This is a genomic window from Methylotenera mobilis JLW8 (assembly GCF_000023705.1).
Taxonomy (GTDB): Bacteria; Pseudomonadota; Gammaproteobacteria; order Burkholderiales; family Methylophilaceae; genus Methylotenera; species Methylotenera mobilis.
Map to the genome: position 1 here is coordinate 1,173,032 of NC_012968.1, position 18,038 is coordinate 1,191,069.

Sequence of the window (18,038 nt, forward strand, 5' to 3'; positions counted from 1 at the left end):
GCTATTCATATGAAGTTCGAGTTAAAAGTAGCGCAGGGTGAAGAGGTGAGATTGCTCGCTTTGGAAGCAAGTAACGCTGTGCAAGCACGCGCTATAGCTGAGTCTCAAGGCTTGAGTGTGCTGAATGTCAAAAGCGTAGGTATGGCATTGTTCACGGTTAAATCATCCGCGCCAAAATTTAATTTGATGCTGTTTAGCCAGGAGCTACTGGCATTGCTGGAATCTGGGTTAAGTTTGGTAGAAGCCATTGAGGCTTTAGCAGAAAAGGAACAGCAGGCTGAATCTAAGGCGATACTTAATCAAGTAATGGGCGCTTTATTTGAAGGCTTGCCGTTATCGACAGCTTTAGAAAAAGTGCCTCAAGTTTTTACTCCGCTATATATCGCCTTAATTCGGGCGAGTGAGCGTACAGGTGACATGGTGCAAGCACTAGCAAGACATGTGGCCTACCAAACTCAAATTGATGCTGTGCGCAAAAAAATTATCACAGCCTCTATTTATCCTGTACTGCTGATTATTGTTGGCGGCCTGGTAGTGCTGTTCTTGTTGGGGTATGTAGTACCAAAATTCAGCACTATTTATGAGAGTGCCAGTACAGATTTACCTTGGATGTCACAGCTATTATTAAGCTGGGGGCAATTATTGCAAGAGCATGGAAGCGAAGTGTTTTTGGTTTTTGTTTCTGGTGTGGTGATGCTGGCCTTGATATTGAGTAGGCCATTTGTTCGTGCCGCAATTATGGCTAAAGTATGGCAGATTCCTGCGCTCGGCGAAACCATGCGCATCTATCAGCTGGCTAGATTTTACCGAACACTTGGCATGTTGTTGCGTGGTGGTATTCCATTAGTAACGGCAATGAGCATGGTGTCTTCATTGTTGCAACCTTTACTGCGAGTTAGCTTAGATAAAGTGTCTTTTGATGTGCGTGAGGGTAAGCCTATGTCAGTTGCTATGGAACAGCACGGTATGACGACCTCAATCTCAATCCGCATGTTGCGTGTAGGTGAGCGCACCGGGCAAATGGGCGAAATGATGGAGCGCATAGGTGCGTTCTATGATGAAGAGATAGGTAGGAAAGTAGAGTGGTTGACCAAGCTTTTGGAGCCAGTTCTGATGATTATTATTGGTTTAGTTGTAGGGCTGGTTGTGGTGCTGATGTATATGCCTATTTTTGAGCTGGCGGGGAATATTCAATGAACATGCCACTCGATAAGATGGGTTTGGATATTAATGCCATGAATAAAAGCGCGGGTATCGAGCCTAAGCTGACGCCTGAACTGTTATGCCAAGCCAGACTTATTGCTAATAATACCAAGCAAGACTTGCTGGATGTGCTTGAAAATGAATCCGGCTTAGACTCCGATGATTTTGTCGTAGCGCTCGGACAGATGATGCGCTACCCAGTACTAAGCATACTGCATCTTTATGAGTTGCATCCAGACTTCACCTTGCTGCCATTCGCAGAGGCTGGCAAGCTTGGCTGCATAGCATTACGCAATGATGATGGGCAATTGCAGCTGGTGTTCTCTAACCCGTTCGACACATATTTACAGCCCAAAATAGATTTAATCATTTCTAGATATGGTCATGCAGAGGTTGTAGTTTGGAGTCTTGCGCATCATAAAGACTTAACTGCGTATCTCAGTCACCATGAGCAAAGCATGCGAGCTATGGATGGCTTAACTGCTGAGCAAGTTGAGTACCACGCCGAACATCAGGGGATTGAAGATATCTCCCTACGTTCAATTAGCGAAGATACTAGCCCAGTAGTGAAGTTTGTGCGATCCACACTTTATGATGCACTCAAAGCCGGCGCTAGTGACATTCATATGGAAACAGACCCAACTGGCCTAAAAGTTAAATACCGTATTGATGGGGTGCTGAGTCAAGAGGGGGGTATCCAAGGTTTAGCACAGGCAGAGCAAGCTATTTCACGCATTAAAGTGATGTCTGAGCTAGATATTGCAGAACGTAGGGTGCCTCAAGACGGGCGCTTTAAGGTACTGGTAGCTAGCGGTGATGGTAAACCACGCGAGGTGGATATGCGAGTATCTATTATGCCTAGCGTTTTCGGTGAAGATGCCGTGCTACGTATTCTAGACCGTAAGGCATTGAGTGACGAAGCTAAAGGGTTGAGCCTAGAAACCTTAGGTTTTGAAGAGTCAATCATGGCGCGCTTCAGATTGTTGGCAGAAGAACCATATGGCATGTTGTTGGTTACTGGACCCACCGGTAGTGGTAAAACTACCACGCTATACGGCATTATTTCTGAAATAAACCATGGGCAAGACAAGATAGTCACGATTGAAGATCCGGTTGAGTATCAACTGCCAGGTGTACTGCAAATCCCAGTCAATGAGAAAAAGGGACTTACCTTTGCCCGAGGGTTACGTTCTATTTTGCGGCATGACCCAGACAAAATTATGGTGGGTGAAATTCGTGATTCAGAAACAGCGCAAATTGCCGTGCAATCAGCACTGACAGGGCATTTGGTGCTGACCACGGTACACGCCAATAACGTGTTTGATGTCATTGGTCGCTTTACCAACATGAATGTAGATCCATACAGTTTTGTATCGGCTATCAACGGCATCATGGCGCAGCGTTTGGTGCGTATTAACTGCCCAAATTGCACAGTTGCAGATACGCCTGATACGTTGCTCATTAGTAAATCTGGCCTAACGCCGGAACAAGCGAAAGACTTCAACTTTAGAAAAGGCCAAGGATGTGGGCAATGCCATGGTACTGGGTATAAAGGACGTAAGGCAATCGCTGAGCTATTGTGTTTTAACGATGAAATTAGAGAGTTGATTGTCACCAGAGAACCGGTGCGTAAGGTTAAAGAGGCAGCACGTGCTAACGGTACCCTCACTATGCGCGAGGCAGCACTAGCGCTGGTAAGGCGTGGTGAAACTACATTAGAGGAGATCAATCGTGTTACATCGCTGGTTTAACACTGTATTTAATGATGAGCTGCGTGTGTTTATATACCCACAGCGTGTATTGCTACTTCATTTAAAAAGAACGTTCAAGAGTGGTTTTAAACAAGCGTTGGTGCATCAGCAGTTTGTTGATTTACCACAAAAAAAAGAAGTAAACGGGAATGAAGTAGCGCAATGGAATGGTCTAGTTTTAACCTTGAAACAGGTGTTGCAGGCTAAATATTGGCAAGTACTTGCAAAAAGTGGGACATACACAAAAGTGATCATTTCTAACCACTTGATTAAATATACAGTGATTCCATGGAGCAAGGAGCTTGCGATAGAAAGTGAGCGTCAGGCATATATGCAGCATCGCTTCAAGATTGCATATGGAGAGGCTGCTAAAGCTTGGGATTTATGTATGGATGAACCAGCATTTGGTCAGGCATCGATTGCCAGTGGCGTATGTTCTGTATTGTTGAAAGAGCTACATCAGGTATTTGAGCAACAGGGCATTGATGTTAATGCGATATCTCCGCATTTGATGCTGGCTGGTAATCAGATGCTAAAGCATATTAAAAAACAAAAAAATAAACATCATTTTTGGTTTGTCGTTATCGAGTCTAATCGTGTTTGCCTATCGTTAATAGATAACGGTGAGTGGCGTTTTATTAGAAACATTGCAGCAGGAGAAGATGTTGCTAAACAGGTGGATGACCTCATTCAGCGTGAGGGGGTCATTAGTAATACCAATGCACACTTGCCAATATTTTGGTATGGAAAAACACCTGTGGTTGGCAATGCTCATAAAGCTGATAGTCGTCATATCAAAATCAAATTACATGACTTTGAATTACTCAACCAACAGCTTGAAAAGCGCTTTGAAAACTGGGTGGCGGCATGAGCACTATTACTTTGAATCATGCATTGGCAGTAAAAAGAGTCAACTTAACGGCGTTGGTGTTATTGGTGACAGGAGTGCTAATAAACTGCTTGATAATTAATTACCATCAATCTTTATTAAATGACACGCGTAAGTTGGAAGCCAATATCGATGCACTTAGTCGTGCAAAGTCTGTGCGTTATTTACCAAAGGTTAATGTAAATAATAGCGCACAAAAGACGCATGATATTGCGGCTGTAAATGCGGCAATCGCTGAGATAGTCTTGCCGTGGAATGCGATATTTAAGATGCTGGAGGCGACGAAAAGCGATGCCGTGAAACTCCTTGCCGTGGAGCCTAGTATAAAAAAACAAACGCTGCGCATCACCGCTTTGGCGTTGGATGTAGATAACATGATGGCTTATGTGGATAGTTTAATCCAGCAAAAAATGCTTAAAAACGTGGCTCTAGTTTCACAAGAGTCTGCAGAGGTTAACGGCCAGCCGGCAGTGCATTTTGTGGTGGAAACAGCATGGTAAACACAAGGTTTTTCTCTAGAGAGTTGTTGCAATACAAGTTACGACAACTTGGTTGGCCGGGTTGGCTGGGTTTGTCGTTATTGCTAGTGAGTTTGTTGTTAATGGTCATGGTTGTTCGACCTCAGGAAAGTAGAATTAAGACGCTAACGGCCCATATTCTTGAGCTTAAAACCAATCCTAATATCAATAAACTAAGAATCAAGACTGACACTCAGTTTGATATTGAGCAGAAATTTTATGCACTATTGCCTCAAAAAAACGAAGCAAATAACAAAATCACTGAAATATTACATGCTGCGACCAGTGTAGGTATCGTCACCAACAAGGTTGAATATTCCTCTCAATCTCTCTCAGCGACCTTAATTAAGTACCAAATTAGTCTTCCGGTACAGGGTAGTTATGTGCAGATTCGTCAATTTATTAATGTAGTGCTGAATAACTTACCTACCGTAGCACTCAATGATATCAGCATGAAACGAGAAAATGTTGGCTCAGATTTGATTGAAGCCAATATCAAATTCACTATCTATTTACGAAAAAGGCACGAATAAATTGATGGGCATGGCGAAGAAATACGCAGTTTGGGTAGTGCTAGTGTTGACAGTGATTGCTTGTTATTGGGTAGAGTCTAAACAAGATCATGTTGATGATGAGCTGGCGGTTACAGCCAAACCTCGCAAAGAGCGTTTGGTTAAACAAGATGCACCATTAGATACTAATCACTTATCCCTTATAAGTTCCAATGGTGCAGCGTTTAGTAGGGCACAGATAGTTGATGAACCTGAAAACATATTCACGATGTTTGTTTCTCAAGATGATTTAAATCAACAGTCAGTGGATCAAGAAATAGAACTTCCGCCAGAAAATCCATTTAGATATGCCGGTAAGTTAGTTGATGACGGTGAAATACTGGTCTTTCTGATAGAAGGGCAGAAGAATTATTCAGTAAAAGTGGGTGATGTGCTTGAGGATAGTTGGGAAATTAAAGCCATTATTCCACCGCTAATGACGATTAAGTACATTCCTTTAAATATTGAGATGCAGATGCAAATTGGAGCAGTAAGTTGAAATTATCATTTTCCCAGACTTTCATTAAGGTAATCACAACGCAAAGATTGCATATGAATATAAAAAAACTTACTTCCTATTTGGTTGTGATGACCTTTGCAACAAGTTGTACAGGTTTTAACCATCTAAAGAGTAAATCAGATGACGATAATCAAACGTATGAAGCAGCTAGGCTATTGATCAATAGTGGTGATGTAGATGCAGGTATAGATAAGCTAAAACAATTGGTTACCTTGTATCCAGATAATCCTCAATATCGAAGCATGTTGAAGGTGCAGCAAGAGTTGCAGCTATCAACCCTATTAAAGCTGGCAGATAACCAAGCTCAGCAAGGCTTGTTCACAGACGCAGAGTCAAATTATAAAAAAGTATTGATGTTAGACCCAAATAACCAAAGAGCACAGGAGGGCTCTTATAGGCTGGGTTTAGCACAGAACCATGACATGATGCTCGCAAATGCCAAAAATGCCTTTGATAAAGATGATATTGATTCTGCCCATAACCTAACAAGAGCTATCTTAGCAGAAGACAGTAAGCACGAAGGCGCTCGTCTACTGTTTGAGAACATGGAAAATAAGCGCATAGGAAAAATAACGGCTATCCCGCAGATTAAGTCTGCATTTAAGAAACCAATTACATTGGAATTTAAAAATGTTTCTGTGAGATCTGTTTTTGAATTTATAGGTAAGGCTGCCAATATCAATTTTTCTTATGATCAAGAACTACGTGATAATCAACGCACCAGTATCTTTGTACGTGATACCCCTATTGAAGATGCGATACAGGTTATTTTGACGACCAATCAACTTGCAAAAAAAGTATTGAATGACAATACGTTACTGATTTACCCAGTGAGCCGTAGCCAAGAGTATCAAGAACTGTACGTACGAAGTTTTTATTTGAATAGCATAGATGCCAAGCGTGCCATGAACTTGATTAAAACCGTGCTCAAATCTAAAGACGTTTATATAGATGAGAAACTTAATACTTTGGTCATGCGTGATACTGCTGAATCAATTGAAATTGCAGAAAAACTAATTGCCTCGCAAGACTTGATTGAGCCAGAAGTAATGTTGGAAGTTGAAGTGATGGAAATCAATCGTAGAAGCTTAGAAAATATTGGTGTGCGCTATCCTTCACAAGTGAGTGTAGGTGTCCAAGGTAAAACAAGCAGCAATGGAGTCTCGACTAACACTCCAGGAAGGTTGTCTTTAGCTGAACTTAAGAACTTCAATTCTGGGCTGGGCGTTTTTACTATTAGTGATCCTGTATTAGCGCTAAATCTGTTGCATCAGGACACCGATACCAATCTTTTGGCTAATCCGCAAATCCGCGTCAAAAATCGTGAAAAAGCAAAAATTCATGTAGGTGACAAAATTCCTGTGTTTACCAGCGTAGCAAACTCCACAGGTTTTGTTTCTCAAACGGTTAATTATCTTGAAGTAGGTATCAAGTTGGATGTGGAGCCCACGATTCTGTTACAAGACCAAGTCAATATTAAAGTAGGACTGGAGGTCAGCAATATCACAGACCAAGTAAAAACCGACACAGGCGTGTTGGCCTATACCATTGGTAGCCGTAATGCGAATACTACCTTGCAACTTAAAAATGGAGAGACACAGATTCTTGCTGGGCTATTCCGGGATGATGGGCAAAACATTTCTAACAAAGTACCCGGGCTATCTAGCTTGCCTTTCATCGGCAGACTGTTTACGGATAAGAATAACGACAAGCGTAAGAATGAAATTGTTCTGCTGATTACGCCACGTATTTTGCATAATATTGCGCCTGCCAATGCTGTTTATACCATGTTTCCATCCGGTGTGAACCATTCGATAAGTACCCGAGGTGCAAAAGCTTCTGAGCCAGCGTTAGTTGCGGCGGAGACTGCGCCTGCACAAGCGCCGGCTCCAACCCCACAATCCATTCAGGCTGGTAGGGTGCAGGTTGACCAGAGCTTCGCCAACCAATTGTTGCAGCCAGCAGCGGAGGAGAATGGCGCACCCAATGCTGGCGCTAATGCTCAGAGATAACAGGCTATGCCTAAGTCATTTATAAAATACAAAGGCTTCACGCTAATTGAGTTATTGGTATCTTTGTTACTGCTTGCCTTGCTTGTGAGCTCTGCCGCGCCAATGGTACAGCTATCGGCAAAGCGTAATAAGGAGCAGGAGCTAAAAAAATCCCTATGGCAAATTCGTGATGCCATCGATCACTACAAACAAGCTGTGGATGATGGCCTGATTAAAAAGTCTATTGACCAGTCAGGGTATCCGCCATCACTAAAGGTGTTGGTTGTCGGGGTGGAAAATATTCAAGATCCAAAAAAACGGAAGATTTACTTTATGCGCAATATACCGCGAGACCCATTTTCAAACGATACCTCTTTAAGTGCAGATGAAACATGGGGTAAGCGTAGCTATATGAGTTCCTTTCAAACGCCAGAGGCAGGAGATGATGTCTATGATGTACATTCACTTTCCAATGAAATCGGCATTAATCAGCAACCTTATCGTGAATGGTAATGCGCGTGAAAAATAATAATCAAGGCTTTACACTGATAGAAGTATTGGTAGTGCTAGCGATTATAGCCACGCTGCTAAGTTTGGTAACACCTAGGTATTTCAATTCGATTGATCGTTCTAAAGAGGCAATCCTTAAACATGATCTCATTACTATGCGAGACGCGATAGATAAGTTTTATAGCGACAAGAATGCTTATCCCGAAACGATTGAGGAGTTAGTACAGTATAAGTATTTACGGTCTGTGCCAGAAGACCCCATTACCCAAAGTACGTTGACTTGGGTTTTTTCTCCGCCGCTGGATGTTGAAGACAAGGGCGCAATTTACGATATTCACAGTGGGGCTGATATGGTTGCATCTGACGGTACTAATTATGCAGACTGGTAGTAAGCAGCGGGCTGGTTTTATCTTATTTGGGTTGCTTGTACTTATTATGATTGCCGGCCTAGTATTAGCTGCGGCAGGCGTTAAATGGAATGAAGCTAGAAAGCGCGAAAGGGAGCAGGAGCTACTTAAAGTGGGAGATACTATCAGGCGGGCAATCGGTAATTATTACAACCAAACGCCTGGTGTGATTAAACAGTACCCGCCAAATTTAGAGGCGTTGTTAAAAGATGACCGCTTCCCTGTACCACGGCGTTATTTAAGAAAGATTTATGCTGACCCAATTACTCAAGTTCCAGATTGGGGTATATTGCAGGCGCCTAGTGGTGGTGTATTGGGGGTGTACAGCAAATCACCTTTAAAGCCTTTCAAAACCAAAAACTTCAGGCCAGTGTATCGATATTTTGAAAATCAACCAGCCTATGAGGGATGGTTTTTTGCATACGTGCCAGAAAGATAATCATGGTTAGTTAATCAAAAAATAACACAAGAATGAGTTGGGTATAAAAGGCTGGAGTAATTGCGGACGTTAAGAACGAAAAAACCAGAACATTGTTAACATGTGCTGGTTGCTTTGATTGAATCTTCTGTGTTTATACTGCCAATTTATTGGCGTCCCCACGGGGATTCGAACCCCGGTCGCCTCCGTGAAAGGGAGGTGTCCTAGGCCTCTAGACGATGGGGACCTAAGAATTACTACCGTTTACTGCTATTGCTTTAAATTGCCAAATTTTAAGAAAAATTTTGGCGTCCCCACGGGGATTCGAACCCCGGTCGCCTCCGTGAAAGGGAGGTGTCCTAGGCCTCTAGACGATGGGGACCTAAGAATTTACCGCTAAACTAACAAGTGCAGTATTTTACAACAATTTGCTTATAAACCGAAGCGATTTGTAAGTCTTTTTGGTGGAGGTAAGCGGGATCGAACCGCTGACCTCTTGCATGCCATGCAAGCGCTCTCCCAGCTGAGCTATACCCCCAAAACCTACAACATATTGTTCTAAGTTGTTGCATTGTTAGCGAGGCGCCATATTAAAGACGGGCGCGGGGCTTGTCAATCACTTTCCTGTTAATTTGTGCAAAATCTAAAAGAATTTATACGCAAACCAAGCCGCTCCTATCTTTATTGATGTTTACGCTTAACCTCTGATGTTAGATTGGCTTTCAAACTGCGTTAATTCAACGCGTGGTTGTGGCTGCCAACCTGGTTTGCGATGTTCAGCAATCACATTGGTAAATACACCACCCCTTACATAAAATTTAGCGGTTACACGCATAAATTTAGGCTGGGTGGCTGCTACCAAGTCATCTAAGATGCGATTAGTCACCGCTTCATGGAAGCAGCCCTCATCGCGGAATGACCACATATAGAGTTTTAGGCTTTTTAGCTCTACACACAGTTGGTCCGGAATGTAATCTAGATAAATGACAGCAAAATCAGGCTGGCCTGTCTTTGGGCATAAGCATGTGAACTCAGGGATTTCCATATGGATATGAAAATCACGTGTAGTGGTTGGGCTTTCAAATGTCTCTAAAGTTTTAGAGGGTTGTGCGGTTGGTTTCGCACCTAATGATAGATCGGTCATGATAGAGAGTAGAGCTTTTGGCTTAAAAAACGTTATTATAACGCCCTAAATACAAATCTAAACTAAACCTAATCCAAACCTAATCAGTAAAACTTCATTTTGCGTTTAACCCATCTCAAACTCTCAGGTTTCAAATCTTTTGTCGATCCGACAACGCTGCATATTCACGGGCAGCGTGTGGGCGTGGTTGGCCCGAATGGTTGTGGCAAATCTAATGTGATGGAGTCTGTGCGCTGGGTGCTGGGTGAGTCGTCTGCCAAAGAAATGCGCGCAGATGCGATGGATGCGGTAATTTTTAATGGCTCCGGTAATCGCAAGCCTATTTCGCGTGCCAGCGTAGAGCTGGTGTTTGATAATAGCTTAGGCAGCGCCGCTGGCGAATGGTCGCAGTATGCGGAAATTTCGGTAAAACGGGTGATTGAGCGTGATAAAGGCTCTACTTACTATATTAATAATAGTGTGGTGCGCCGTCGTGATGTGGCGGATTTGTTTTTGGGTACCGGTCTGGGTGGCAGGGCTTATGCCATTATTGGACAAAATACCATTAGCCGTATTGTGGAGGCGCGCCCTGAAGAGATGCGGGTATTTCTGGAAGAGGCTGCTGGGGTTAGTAAGTATAAAGAGCGACGTAAGGAAACCGAGCAGCGCTTACGTGATACGCGTGAGAACTTATTACGGGTAGAAGATATTCTGCGTGAGCTGGATACGCAAATTGTACGCTTGCAATCACAAGCCGTAGTCGCCGCGCAATACAATCAAATGCAGCAAGCTTTGAATATGACCAAAGCGCAGATTTGGTTATTAAAAAAGCGCGACGCTAGTGCGCAGTGGGAAAAGTCGCAACGCGCGGTTGAAGCATTGGTGAATGCGCTGGAAGCACAGATGGCAAGTCTGCGCCATAGTGAAAATACGCTAGAGACGCTGAAACAGCAGCACGTTGCCTCGAGTGAAGCAGTAAATGCGGCACAGGCTGCTTATTATGAAGCCAATGCAGAAGTATCTAACCTTGAAAATCAAGTGCAAAACACCGCTGATGCCAGAGATCGCCTGCAAATACAGTTGCATCAATTATCAGTGCAGTTAGAAAAAAATGCGCAGCAGCGCAGCTTGGTTGATAGCGCATATGCTTTGGCACAGGCTGAACTGGTGCAGGCGAACGCAGGCTTTACGCATGCTGAAGATGAGTTGAGTGCGGCGCGTACGGCAGTTCCTGTGCTGCTGCAGACATTTCAGGCTGCACTGGCGGCGTTTAATACTAGTCAATCCACTTGGCTCAATACTGAGCAGCGCTTGCGTCTGGAGCAGGCTAATATGACGCATTTGTCGCGTTCCATTACAGAAACCAACGAGCAGCTTAAGCGTTTGCAGCAAAGTTATGCTGCGTTGCAGATACCAGCGGATAGCTTGTTGATTGAAAAACAATCAGAACTTGACGCTTTAGAACTACAGGTTGCTGAACTTGAGCAGCATAGTGCGCATGCCGCACAACAAGAGCAGGCTTTGCATGCTGAAATTAAGAACCAAAGAGATGAGGTGCATCAGCAGCAACGTGCGCTGCATGTGTTAGAGGCGGAAGTTAACTCGTTGGCCAAGCTGCAGCAGTCTATGCACAAGGTGGATGACGCATCTGCATTAAGCGCATGGCTAACTGGTGCCGGTTTGAATAATGAGCAGCAAAATATGAGGCTATGGCAATTGTTGCGAATTAAGTCTGGTTGGGAGTCGGCATTTGAAGCTTTTCTTGGTGCAAAGCTTAACGCGATTGCTTGTGACCAGTCATTACTGGCGACGGGAGTGGAAGAACGCGCGCCGGTTGCGATTACGCTAGCTACTGCTTTTGCTGTTGAGGAGGCGGCCAGTAATCTATCTACATCTTTCACTACGATGCTATCGCTAGTGGAGCACATAGAACCTAGCTATCGCGCGGTGTTGCAAGGTTGGTTAGCTGGCGTGTATGTGTTAGATGCAGGCGCCGATGCTACGCAAGCCATGCTTGCGTTACAGCCAGGTGAGTGTTTGGTTAACCAACACGGTGATATTTACACCGCGCATAGCGTGACTTATTTTGGTGAGCAGTCAGGGCTGCATGGTGTGCTTGAGCGCCAAACACGCTTAACTAGCTTGCAAAACCAGCTACCTGAGGCGCAAGCGCAATTGGCGCTTAAAAATGAGCAGCTAGTGCAGTTAGAACACAGTATGCAGCAGCTACGTGCTGCACAGCATACACAGCAGCAGCAGTTGAAGCACGTGACTCAGCAGGCCCATCAGCTAAACCTGAGTTTACAACAACTCAAGCAGCAGCAAGCCAATGCAATCCAGCGGCAGAGCATGTTGCAAGCCGACTGTAATTTGGCCGAAGAAAAATTGCAGCAACTGCAGGTTGAAAGTGCACAAAAGCAAACAGTGTTGAATGCGCTCACGGAAAACCTTGCAGCGTTGCAGCAAGAGAAAGTATCGCTAGAAGCAAGTAAAAAACTTGCAGATAAGCACTTAAGTGAAGCACGTTCGCAGCTGCAGTTAACGGAGCGTTTGCATCAAGAAAAAGGATTTGATGTAAAATTAATTTCAAATAAAATCAACGAATTGAAATCTAAATCTAAATCCGTACTTGAAGAGGAATCTTCGCTGAAACTACGTAGTGCCGAGGTTGAAGCAACGTTGGCTGCAATTAAGATGGAGGCTTTAAGAACAAATCTGGATGCAGCGCTAAATATCAAACAGCAACGTGAGTCATCATTGGTGAGCTTGCGTAATACGATGGTAGAGAATGAAGCTATTTTGCAGCAGCAGGAGCGCGAGCGTTTGCAGCATGAGCAGCAACTACATCCTTTACGTGACAAGCTAGAGGCTAGCCGCCTGAGCGAGCAAGAGGCGCGTATTCATTTTGAGCAATGCCAAGAGGGCTTGGAAGCGTCCGATATTGAAGAGGATGTGCTGGAAAGTCATTTGAAGCAAAGTGCCGGCACTGAAGTTAAAGTTACTGATCTGGAAAGAAAAAAGACCAAGCTAGTATCTGATATTGAGGGCTTGGGTGCCGTGAATTTGGCTGCCATCGAGGAGTTGGCTTCAGAGCAATCACGTAAGCAATATATTGATAGCCAATGCCAAGACTTGACTGAAGCAAGCAAAACCCTAGAGGATGCAATTTATAAAATTGACCGGGAAACACGTAGCCGTTTGCAGCACACGTTTGATGAGGCCAATAAGCATTTTAATGAGCTGTTCACCACCTTGTTTGGCGGTGGGCAGGCCAAGCTAGAGATGTTGGGCGATGAGATTTTAGATACAGGCATGCAGGTGTTTGCACAGCCGCCAGGTAAGAAAAATAGCACGATACATTTGCTGTCTGGCGGTGAAAAGGCACTGACGGCGCTAGCCTTAGTATTTGCACTTTTCAGGCTGAATCCAGCGCCATTTTGCCTGATGGATGAAGTGGATGCACCGCTGGACGATAGCAACACTGAGCGCTTTTGTGCAATGGTGCAAAAAATGTCTGAGAAAACACAGTTTTTATATGTGAGTCATAATAAAATTACGATGGAAATGGCGCAGCAATTAATCGGTGTTACTATGCAGGAGTCTGGGGTTTCGCGCATAGTGGACGTAGACATGGAAGCCGCTGTGAAAATGGTTGAGATAGCGTCCTGAGACAAAGTCTTACTGAAAAAATCTTAGTAAGAAATCTTTAGTGACGGCTGTCATTTAGTTGAGAGTTTAATGTAAATGAACGATTTGCAAATCATATTAATCATTATTGGTGCTTTAATCATTGCCGCCGTCTTGTTGTTTAACTGGTGGCAGGAGCGGAAGTTTAACCAGCAGGTAGAAGACAGCTTTTCTAAACTGCAAAATGACGCACTTTTAAACGAGGCTAGCAACGATAGTAGCAATAGTGTGCATGCCCATGCGGATGTAGAGGGTGCGTTTGAGGATGATGATTTTTCTATTGATGCGGAGCGTTTGAAAGAGCGTTTTGAGCATGATGCTCATGACAGTAGATTTGCTGCGTTTAATGAAACAGACGCGGCAGGCGATGAAGAGGCTTTGGAAGATATAGACGAAGCATATTCGGAGTTGGTCGCTAGACAGAGCCATGAACATGAGCATCACCACCATGCACAGCATGCTGGCTTGCATGCCGCTGACGAGGACGACAGCGATGCAGGGAGCACACAGCCTGCACAACATGAAGAAATTAAAGCGATTTTTAATGATGCATTTAAGCAAATAAATACTGCACCCGCGGTCAGTAACGCACCTGATAGCGTGGTTGAGCAGGCGAGTGCTGAGCCTGCCGTACCAGCGAAACTTGTAACACCCGCAGCGCCTAAAGCGGCTACCGCTAATGATGTGACAAAATCTGTTGATGTGACAAAGTCGAGTCTGCCTGCCATGCTGCAATCGCAGATGGACTTAATTGCAGTGATTTATTTAGCCAATGAAACCAGCATTGCTGATATTAAAGCGAGTATTGGCGGTTTCTTTGAAGATTACGACAAGCCTATTCACCTGCATGCCTTAATTCGTGAAACAGATTGGGTAGCGTTAACGACATTGTCAGCGCAGCCTGATATTGCAGACTATACCACTACAAAAATCACCTGCAGCCTACAGCTTGCTGACCGTGCCGGTGCAGTGACTCGTAGCATATTGAATCGATTTCAGCTGGCGGTAGAAACTTTGGGTTTAGATATTGATGGTCATGTGGAATGGCAGAGCAACGGCGACTCATTATTAGCTGCGTCAGCTTTAGATGCTTTCTGCATAGAAGTAGATAAAACCATGGGCTTTCATTTGGTGCATGGTGATCATGGTGCGTTTACCGGTACTAAGTTAAGAGGGCTGAGTGAAGCACAGGGCATGGTGCTGGAGGCTGATGGTGCGTTTAAATATTATGATGAAAGCGACCCATCCATTAGCCAGGCACCGTCTGTTTCATTTGCCATGTTTAATCGCGACAATTACCCATTTAGCCCAGAAATGTTAAGAACTAGTGTCGTGAAAGCGGTTACATTTCAGCTAGATATCCCGCATGTGGTGCATTGCACTGAGGCATTTAACCACATGGTGCAAATTGCCAGACATATGGAAACCGGCCTAAACGCAGTGTTGGTGGACGATAACAATAGGCCGCTTGGCGACATGCAAATTGAAAAAATTCGGCAGCAACTCAAAGTGATTTACGCCACCATGTTAGTGCGCGGCATAGTACCCGGCTCAGACAGTGCGCGTAGATTATTTTCATAAGTTTTACGGTTTTAAGTTTCAAGGTTTAATCAATGCCAGATTTGAAGTTAAGTAGCGCAGAGCTGCGTGTATTGGAGTTGCGAGGGCTAATTGCGCGTTATGACTACGAGTATTATGTGCTTGATGCGCCTTCTGTGCCTGATAGCGAATACGATAAGATTTATCGTGAATTACAAACGCTAGAGCAAGCGTATCCTAGCTTAGTGGTAGCCGACTCGCCAACCCAGCGCGTGAGTGGCACAGCGACTAATGCGTTTGGCAGCATCACTCATCGCCAAGCCATGCTCTCTTTAAATAATGCGTTCGAGCAGAGTGAGTTAGAGGCTTTTGATAAACGTATCCGTGAAGCTTTGGGTGTTGCACAAGTTGAATATGCCGTAGAACCAAAGTTTGATGGCTTAGCGATTACCTTAACTTACGAGCATGGCGTTTTTATCCAGGGTGCTACGCGCGGCGATGGTTACACTGGTGAAGATGTTACACATAACCTGCGTACCTTACGTGCCATACCAATGCGTTTAAATTGTGAAAATCCACCGCAGTTACTAGAAGTACGCGGTGAGGTACTCATGCTAAAACGTGATTTCGATAAACTTAACCAAGCGCAGCTAGCCAAAGGCGAAAAGTTATTTGCCAACCCACGCAATGCTGCCGCCGGTAGCCTACGTCAATTAGACGCCAAGGTGACGGCTACGCGCCCACTTACATTTTTTGCTTACGGGCTGGGCGTAGCTGAGGGTGTTCCAGCGTTGACTAGTCATGGGGCTGCGATGGATTACCTGGCAAGCCTACATTTTCCCGTCAGTAGCGCGCGTGCTGTGGTGCGTGGCGTGCAAGGCTTGAGCGATTATTATGAAAAGATAGGTCAGCAGCGCCAGCAATTGCCGTTCGATATCGATGGTGTGGTCTATAAAGTTAACCAATTTAATCAGCAGAATGAGTTGGGATTTGTGTCACGCGCACCACGCTGGGCAGTTGCGCATAAGTTTCCCGCACAGGAAGCGCTTACCTTGGTGGAAGATATTACCGTACAGGTAGGCCGCACTGGCGCCATCACCCCTGTTGCGCGTTTGAAGCCAGTCTTCGTCGGCGGCGTTACGGTAACTAATGCAACTTTGCATAATGAGGATGAAATCCGCCGTAAAGATATATTAATTGGCGATACCGTCAGCGTACGTAGGGCTGGTGATGTGATTCCTGAAGTAGTGAGCGTGGTAGTTGAAAAACGGCCTGCCCATGCACGCCGTTTTGAAATGCCAACGGTATGCCCGGAGTGTGGCTCGCATATTCTCAAGCAGGCCGATGAAGCAGTTGCGCGTTGTACCGGCGGGTTGTTTTGTCCGGCGCAGCGCAAACAGGCCATTACCCACTATGCATCGCGTCGCGCGATGGATATTGAGGGCTTAGGCGAAAAGCTGGTGGATCAACTGGTTGAGGCCAATTTGGTGCATACGCTAGCAGATGTTTATAGCCTGGATATACATACGCTGAGTAATCTTGAGCGTATGGCCGAAAAATCTGCCCAAAATATCTTGGATGCGCTAAACGCCAGCAAAGATACGACACTGGCGCGCTTTATTTATGCGCTAGGTATGCGTAACGTAGGTGAGGCCACCGCTAAAGATTTGGCCAAACATTTTGGCAATTTAAACGCGTTAATGGCAGCAAGTATTGAAGACTTACTGGAAGTGAATGATGTTGGCCCGATTGTTGCTGAGTCTATTAAGAACTTCTTCTCTGAAGAGCATAATAAAAGCGTCATCGCTGCATTGTTAAATGCTGGAATACACTGGGTAGAGACAGAAGGCAAGCAGCAAGCAACGGGTAATCTTGTAGGTAAAACCTTTGTGCTCACCGGCACATTGCCAAACCTGGCGCGTGATGACGCCAAAGCGTTGATAGAAGCTGCAGGCGGTAAAGTCAGTGGCAGTGTATCTAAGAAAACAGACTTTGTAGTGGCCGGTGCTGACGCTGGCAGCAAGCTGGAAAAAGCACAATTATTGGGCGTTGCGATTATTGATGAGGCAAATCTCTTGGCCGTATTAGCGGAAGGTGAAGCATCATGATAAATGAATACCATCAATTTCAAGCAGAGGTGATTGCCATTGCCAAAGAGGCTGGTGAGGCAATTATGCAAATTTACTCGACTGATTTCGGTTTTGAAATGAAGTTAGATAACTCACCCCTCACTCAGGCTGATATTGCTGCGCACGATATTATTGTCGCAAAACTCAGCCAACTGACACCTGATATACCTGTGTTATCGGAAGAGTCTGAAGAAACTGATATTAGCTCACGTTTGAATTGGCAAACATACTGGTTGATTGATCCACTAGATGGTACTCGCGAGTTTCTTAAGCGTAATGGTGAGTTTACGGTCAATATTGCTCTAATTAGCCAGCATCAGTCCATCATGGGCGTGGTCTACGCCCCGGTGACCGGGCTAACTTACTATGCGAGCAAGGAGCAGGGCGCGTATAAGCAAGAGGGCGATGCTCCTGCGCAAAGAATTTATGCCAAACCGCTAGATATGACGCAGATTACGATTGCCGGTAGCCGATCGCACTCTGACGAGAGATTTCAGAAGTTTTTGCACAGCGTAGAAGTTGCTACCTTGGTGAAACCAGAACTTATCTGCTTGGGTAGTTCTCTAAAAATTTGTTTAGTGGCTGAAGGCCGGGCTGATGTCTATCCCCGCCTAGGGCCTACTTATGAATGGGATACCGCAGCGGGGCATTGTGTGTTGCAAGAGGCTGGTGGTGATATCGTTGATATACATGCGACGCCACTCGGCTATAACACTAAGTCGTCGCTGCTAAACCCGCATTTTTTTGCAACTGCTGAAAAGTCTCAGCAATGGGCAGTTTTTTTATAAGATTTACTTATCTC

General features: G+C 44.7%; 15 protein-coding genes and 3 tRNA genes. 14 read left to right on the forward strand and 4 right to left on the reverse strand.

The features are described 5' to 3' along the window. Nucleotides 1-9 precede the first annotated feature (9 nt). From MMOL_RS05435 to MMOL_RS05480, 10 genes are read left to right on the forward strand one after another with little or no spacing between them, the layout of a single operon-like run. Nucleotides 10-1,197, forward strand: a complete 1,188-nt coding sequence (locus MMOL_RS05435) for a type II secretion system F family protein (RefSeq protein ID WP_015832015.1) — start codon at nucleotides 10-12, stop codon at nucleotides 1,195-1,197. After that, on the forward strand, nucleotides 1,194-2,954 hold the full coding sequence (locus MMOL_RS05440; protein ID WP_015832016.1) for a GspE/PulE family protein: 1,761 nt from the start codon (nucleotides 1,194-1,196) through the stop codon (nucleotides 2,952-2,954). Before MMOL_RS05435 ends, MMOL_RS05440 begins: the two co-directional genes overlap by 4 nt. Next, a complete protein-coding gene (locus MMOL_RS05445) occupies nucleotides 2,935-3,825 on the forward strand; it encodes a hypothetical protein (protein WP_015832017.1) in 891 nt (296 codons plus the stop codon). The genes MMOL_RS05440 and MMOL_RS05445 overlap by 20 nt, the downstream gene beginning before the upstream one ends. After that, a complete protein-coding gene (locus MMOL_RS05450; RefSeq protein ID WP_015832018.1) occupies nucleotides 3,822-4,343 on the forward strand; it encodes a PilN domain-containing protein in 522 nt (173 codons plus the stop codon). Before MMOL_RS05445 ends, MMOL_RS05450 begins: the two co-directional genes overlap by 4 nt. Beyond that, the gene (gene pilO / locus MMOL_RS05455; RefSeq protein ID WP_015832019.1) at nucleotides 4,337-4,894 is read left to right on the forward strand and encodes a type 4a pilus biogenesis protein PilO; all 558 of its coding nucleotides are present in this window, start codon (nucleotides 4,337-4,339) and stop codon (nucleotides 4,892-4,894) included. Before MMOL_RS05450 ends, pilO begins: the two co-directional genes overlap by 7 nt. A 10-nt stretch (nucleotides 4,895-4,904) precedes the next feature. Next, on the forward strand, nucleotides 4,905-5,411 hold the full coding sequence (locus MMOL_RS05460) for a hypothetical protein (protein ID WP_148207847.1): 507 nt from the start codon (nucleotides 4,905-4,907) through the stop codon (nucleotides 5,409-5,411). 53 nt (nucleotides 5,412-5,464) lie between these two features. Next, nucleotides 5,465-7,444: a secretin and TonB N-terminal domain-containing protein gene (locus MMOL_RS05465; protein ID WP_015832021.1), complete on the forward strand. Its 1,980-nt coding sequence runs from the start codon at nucleotides 5,465-5,467 to the stop codon at nucleotides 7,442-7,444. Nucleotides 7,445-7,450: 6 nt separating this feature from the next. Next, the gene (locus tag MMOL_RS05470) at nucleotides 7,451-7,936 is read left to right on the forward strand and encodes a type II secretion system protein (RefSeq protein ID WP_015832022.1); all 486 of its coding nucleotides are present in this window, start codon (nucleotides 7,451-7,453) and stop codon (nucleotides 7,934-7,936) included. After that, the gene (locus tag MMOL_RS05475) at nucleotides 7,936-8,322 is read left to right on the forward strand and encodes a type II secretion system protein (RefSeq protein ID WP_015832023.1); all 387 of its coding nucleotides are present in this window, start codon (nucleotides 7,936-7,938) and stop codon (nucleotides 8,320-8,322) included. Before MMOL_RS05470 ends, MMOL_RS05475 begins: the two co-directional genes overlap by 1 nt. Further along, entirely contained in the window at nucleotides 8,309-8,779 is a 471-nt protein-coding gene (locus MMOL_RS05480; protein ID WP_015832024.1) for a type II secretion system protein, read from the forward strand. The genes MMOL_RS05475 and MMOL_RS05480 overlap by 14 nt, the downstream gene beginning before the upstream one ends. Before the next feature lie 150 nt (nucleotides 8,780-8,929). On the opposite strand, the gene MMOL_RS05485 is transcribed toward MMOL_RS05480, so the two are convergent. From MMOL_RS05485 to queF, 4 genes are all read right to left on the reverse strand, one after another. Next, nucleotides 8,930-9,005, reverse strand: a tRNA-Glu gene (locus MMOL_RS05485). A 59-nt stretch (nucleotides 9,006-9,064) separates the two neighbouring features. Further along, nucleotides 9,065-9,140: transfer RNA gene (locus MMOL_RS05490), tRNA-Glu, on the reverse strand. Between the two features lie 80 nt (nucleotides 9,141-9,220). After that, nucleotides 9,221-9,296: transfer RNA gene (locus MMOL_RS05495), tRNA-Ala, on the reverse strand. 159 nt (nucleotides 9,297-9,455) lie between these two features. Beyond that, complete coding sequence (queF, locus tag MMOL_RS05500; protein ID WP_015832025.1) at nucleotides 9,456-9,902, reverse strand: preQ(1) synthase; 447 nt, start codon at nucleotides 9,900-9,902, stop codon at nucleotides 9,456-9,458. 99 nt (nucleotides 9,903-10,001) lie between these two features. Here queF and smc point away from each other — a divergent pair, with 99 nt between their 5' ends. From smc to cysQ, 4 genes are all read left to right on the forward strand, one after another. Beyond that, on the forward strand, nucleotides 10,002-13,550 hold the full coding sequence (smc, locus tag MMOL_RS05505; RefSeq protein ID WP_015832026.1) for a chromosome segregation protein SMC: 3,549 nt from the start codon (nucleotides 10,002-10,004) through the stop codon (nucleotides 13,548-13,550). A gap of 75 nt (nucleotides 13,551-13,625) precedes the next feature. Next, nucleotides 13,626-15,149, forward strand: a complete 1,524-nt coding sequence (locus MMOL_RS05510) for a cell division protein ZipA C-terminal FtsZ-binding domain-containing protein (protein WP_015832027.1) — start codon at nucleotides 13,626-13,628, stop codon at nucleotides 15,147-15,149. A 32-nt stretch (nucleotides 15,150-15,181) separates the two neighbouring features. After that, entirely contained in the window at nucleotides 15,182-17,215 is a 2,034-nt protein-coding gene (ligA, locus tag MMOL_RS05515) for an NAD-dependent DNA ligase LigA (RefSeq protein ID WP_015832028.1), read from the forward strand. After that, nucleotides 17,212-18,024: a 3'(2'),5'-bisphosphate nucleotidase CysQ gene (gene cysQ, locus MMOL_RS05520; RefSeq protein ID WP_015832029.1), complete on the forward strand. Its 813-nt coding sequence runs from the start codon at nucleotides 17,212-17,214 to the stop codon at nucleotides 18,022-18,024. Before ligA ends, cysQ begins: the two co-directional genes overlap by 4 nt. Nucleotides 18,025-18,038: the final 14 nt, after the last annotated feature.

Bases quoted from the DNA above. Each gene is read 5' to 3' on its own strand.
- MMOL_RS05435 (WP_015832015.1), top strand. From the start codon at position 10: ATGAAGTTCGAGTTAAAAGTAGCGCAGGGTGAAGAGGTGAGATTGCTC.
- pilO (WP_015832019.1), top strand. From the start codon at position 4,337: ATGGTAAACACAAGGTTTTTCTCTAGAGAGTTGTTGCAATACAAGTTA.
- cysQ (WP_015832029.1), top strand. From the start codon at position 17,212: ATGATAAATGAATACCATCAATTTCAAGCAGAGGTGATTGCCATTGCC.
- MMOL_RS05470 (WP_015832022.1), top strand. From the start codon at position 7,451: ATGCCTAAGTCATTTATAAAATACAAAGGCTTCACGCTAATTGAGTTA.
- MMOL_RS05450 (WP_015832018.1), top strand. From the start codon at position 3,822: ATGAGCACTATTACTTTGAATCATGCATTGGCAGTAAAAAGAGTCAAC.
- MMOL_RS05475 (WP_015832023.1), top strand. From the start codon at position 7,936: ATGCGCGTGAAAAATAATAATCAAGGCTTTACACTGATAGAAGTATTG.
- queF (WP_015832025.1), bottom strand. From the start codon at position 9,902: ATGACCGATCTATCATTAGGTGCGAAACCAACCGCACAACCCTCTAAA.
- MMOL_RS05460 (WP_148207847.1), top strand. From the start codon at position 4,905: ATGGCGAAGAAATACGCAGTTTGGGTAGTGCTAGTGTTGACAGTGATT.
- MMOL_RS05440 (WP_015832016.1), top strand. From the start codon at position 1,194: ATGAACATGCCACTCGATAAGATGGGTTTGGATATTAATGCCATGAAT.
- MMOL_RS05480 (WP_015832024.1), top strand. From the start codon at position 8,309: ATGCAGACTGGTAGTAAGCAGCGGGCTGGTTTTATCTTATTTGGGTTG.
- MMOL_RS05510 (WP_015832027.1), top strand. From the start codon at position 13,626: ATGAACGATTTGCAAATCATATTAATCATTATTGGTGCTTTAATCATT.
- MMOL_RS05465 (WP_015832021.1), top strand. From the start codon at position 5,465: ATGAATATAAAAAAACTTACTTCCTATTTGGTTGTGATGACCTTTGCA.
- ligA (WP_015832028.1), top strand. From the start codon at position 15,182: ATGCCAGATTTGAAGTTAAGTAGCGCAGAGCTGCGTGTATTGGAGTTG.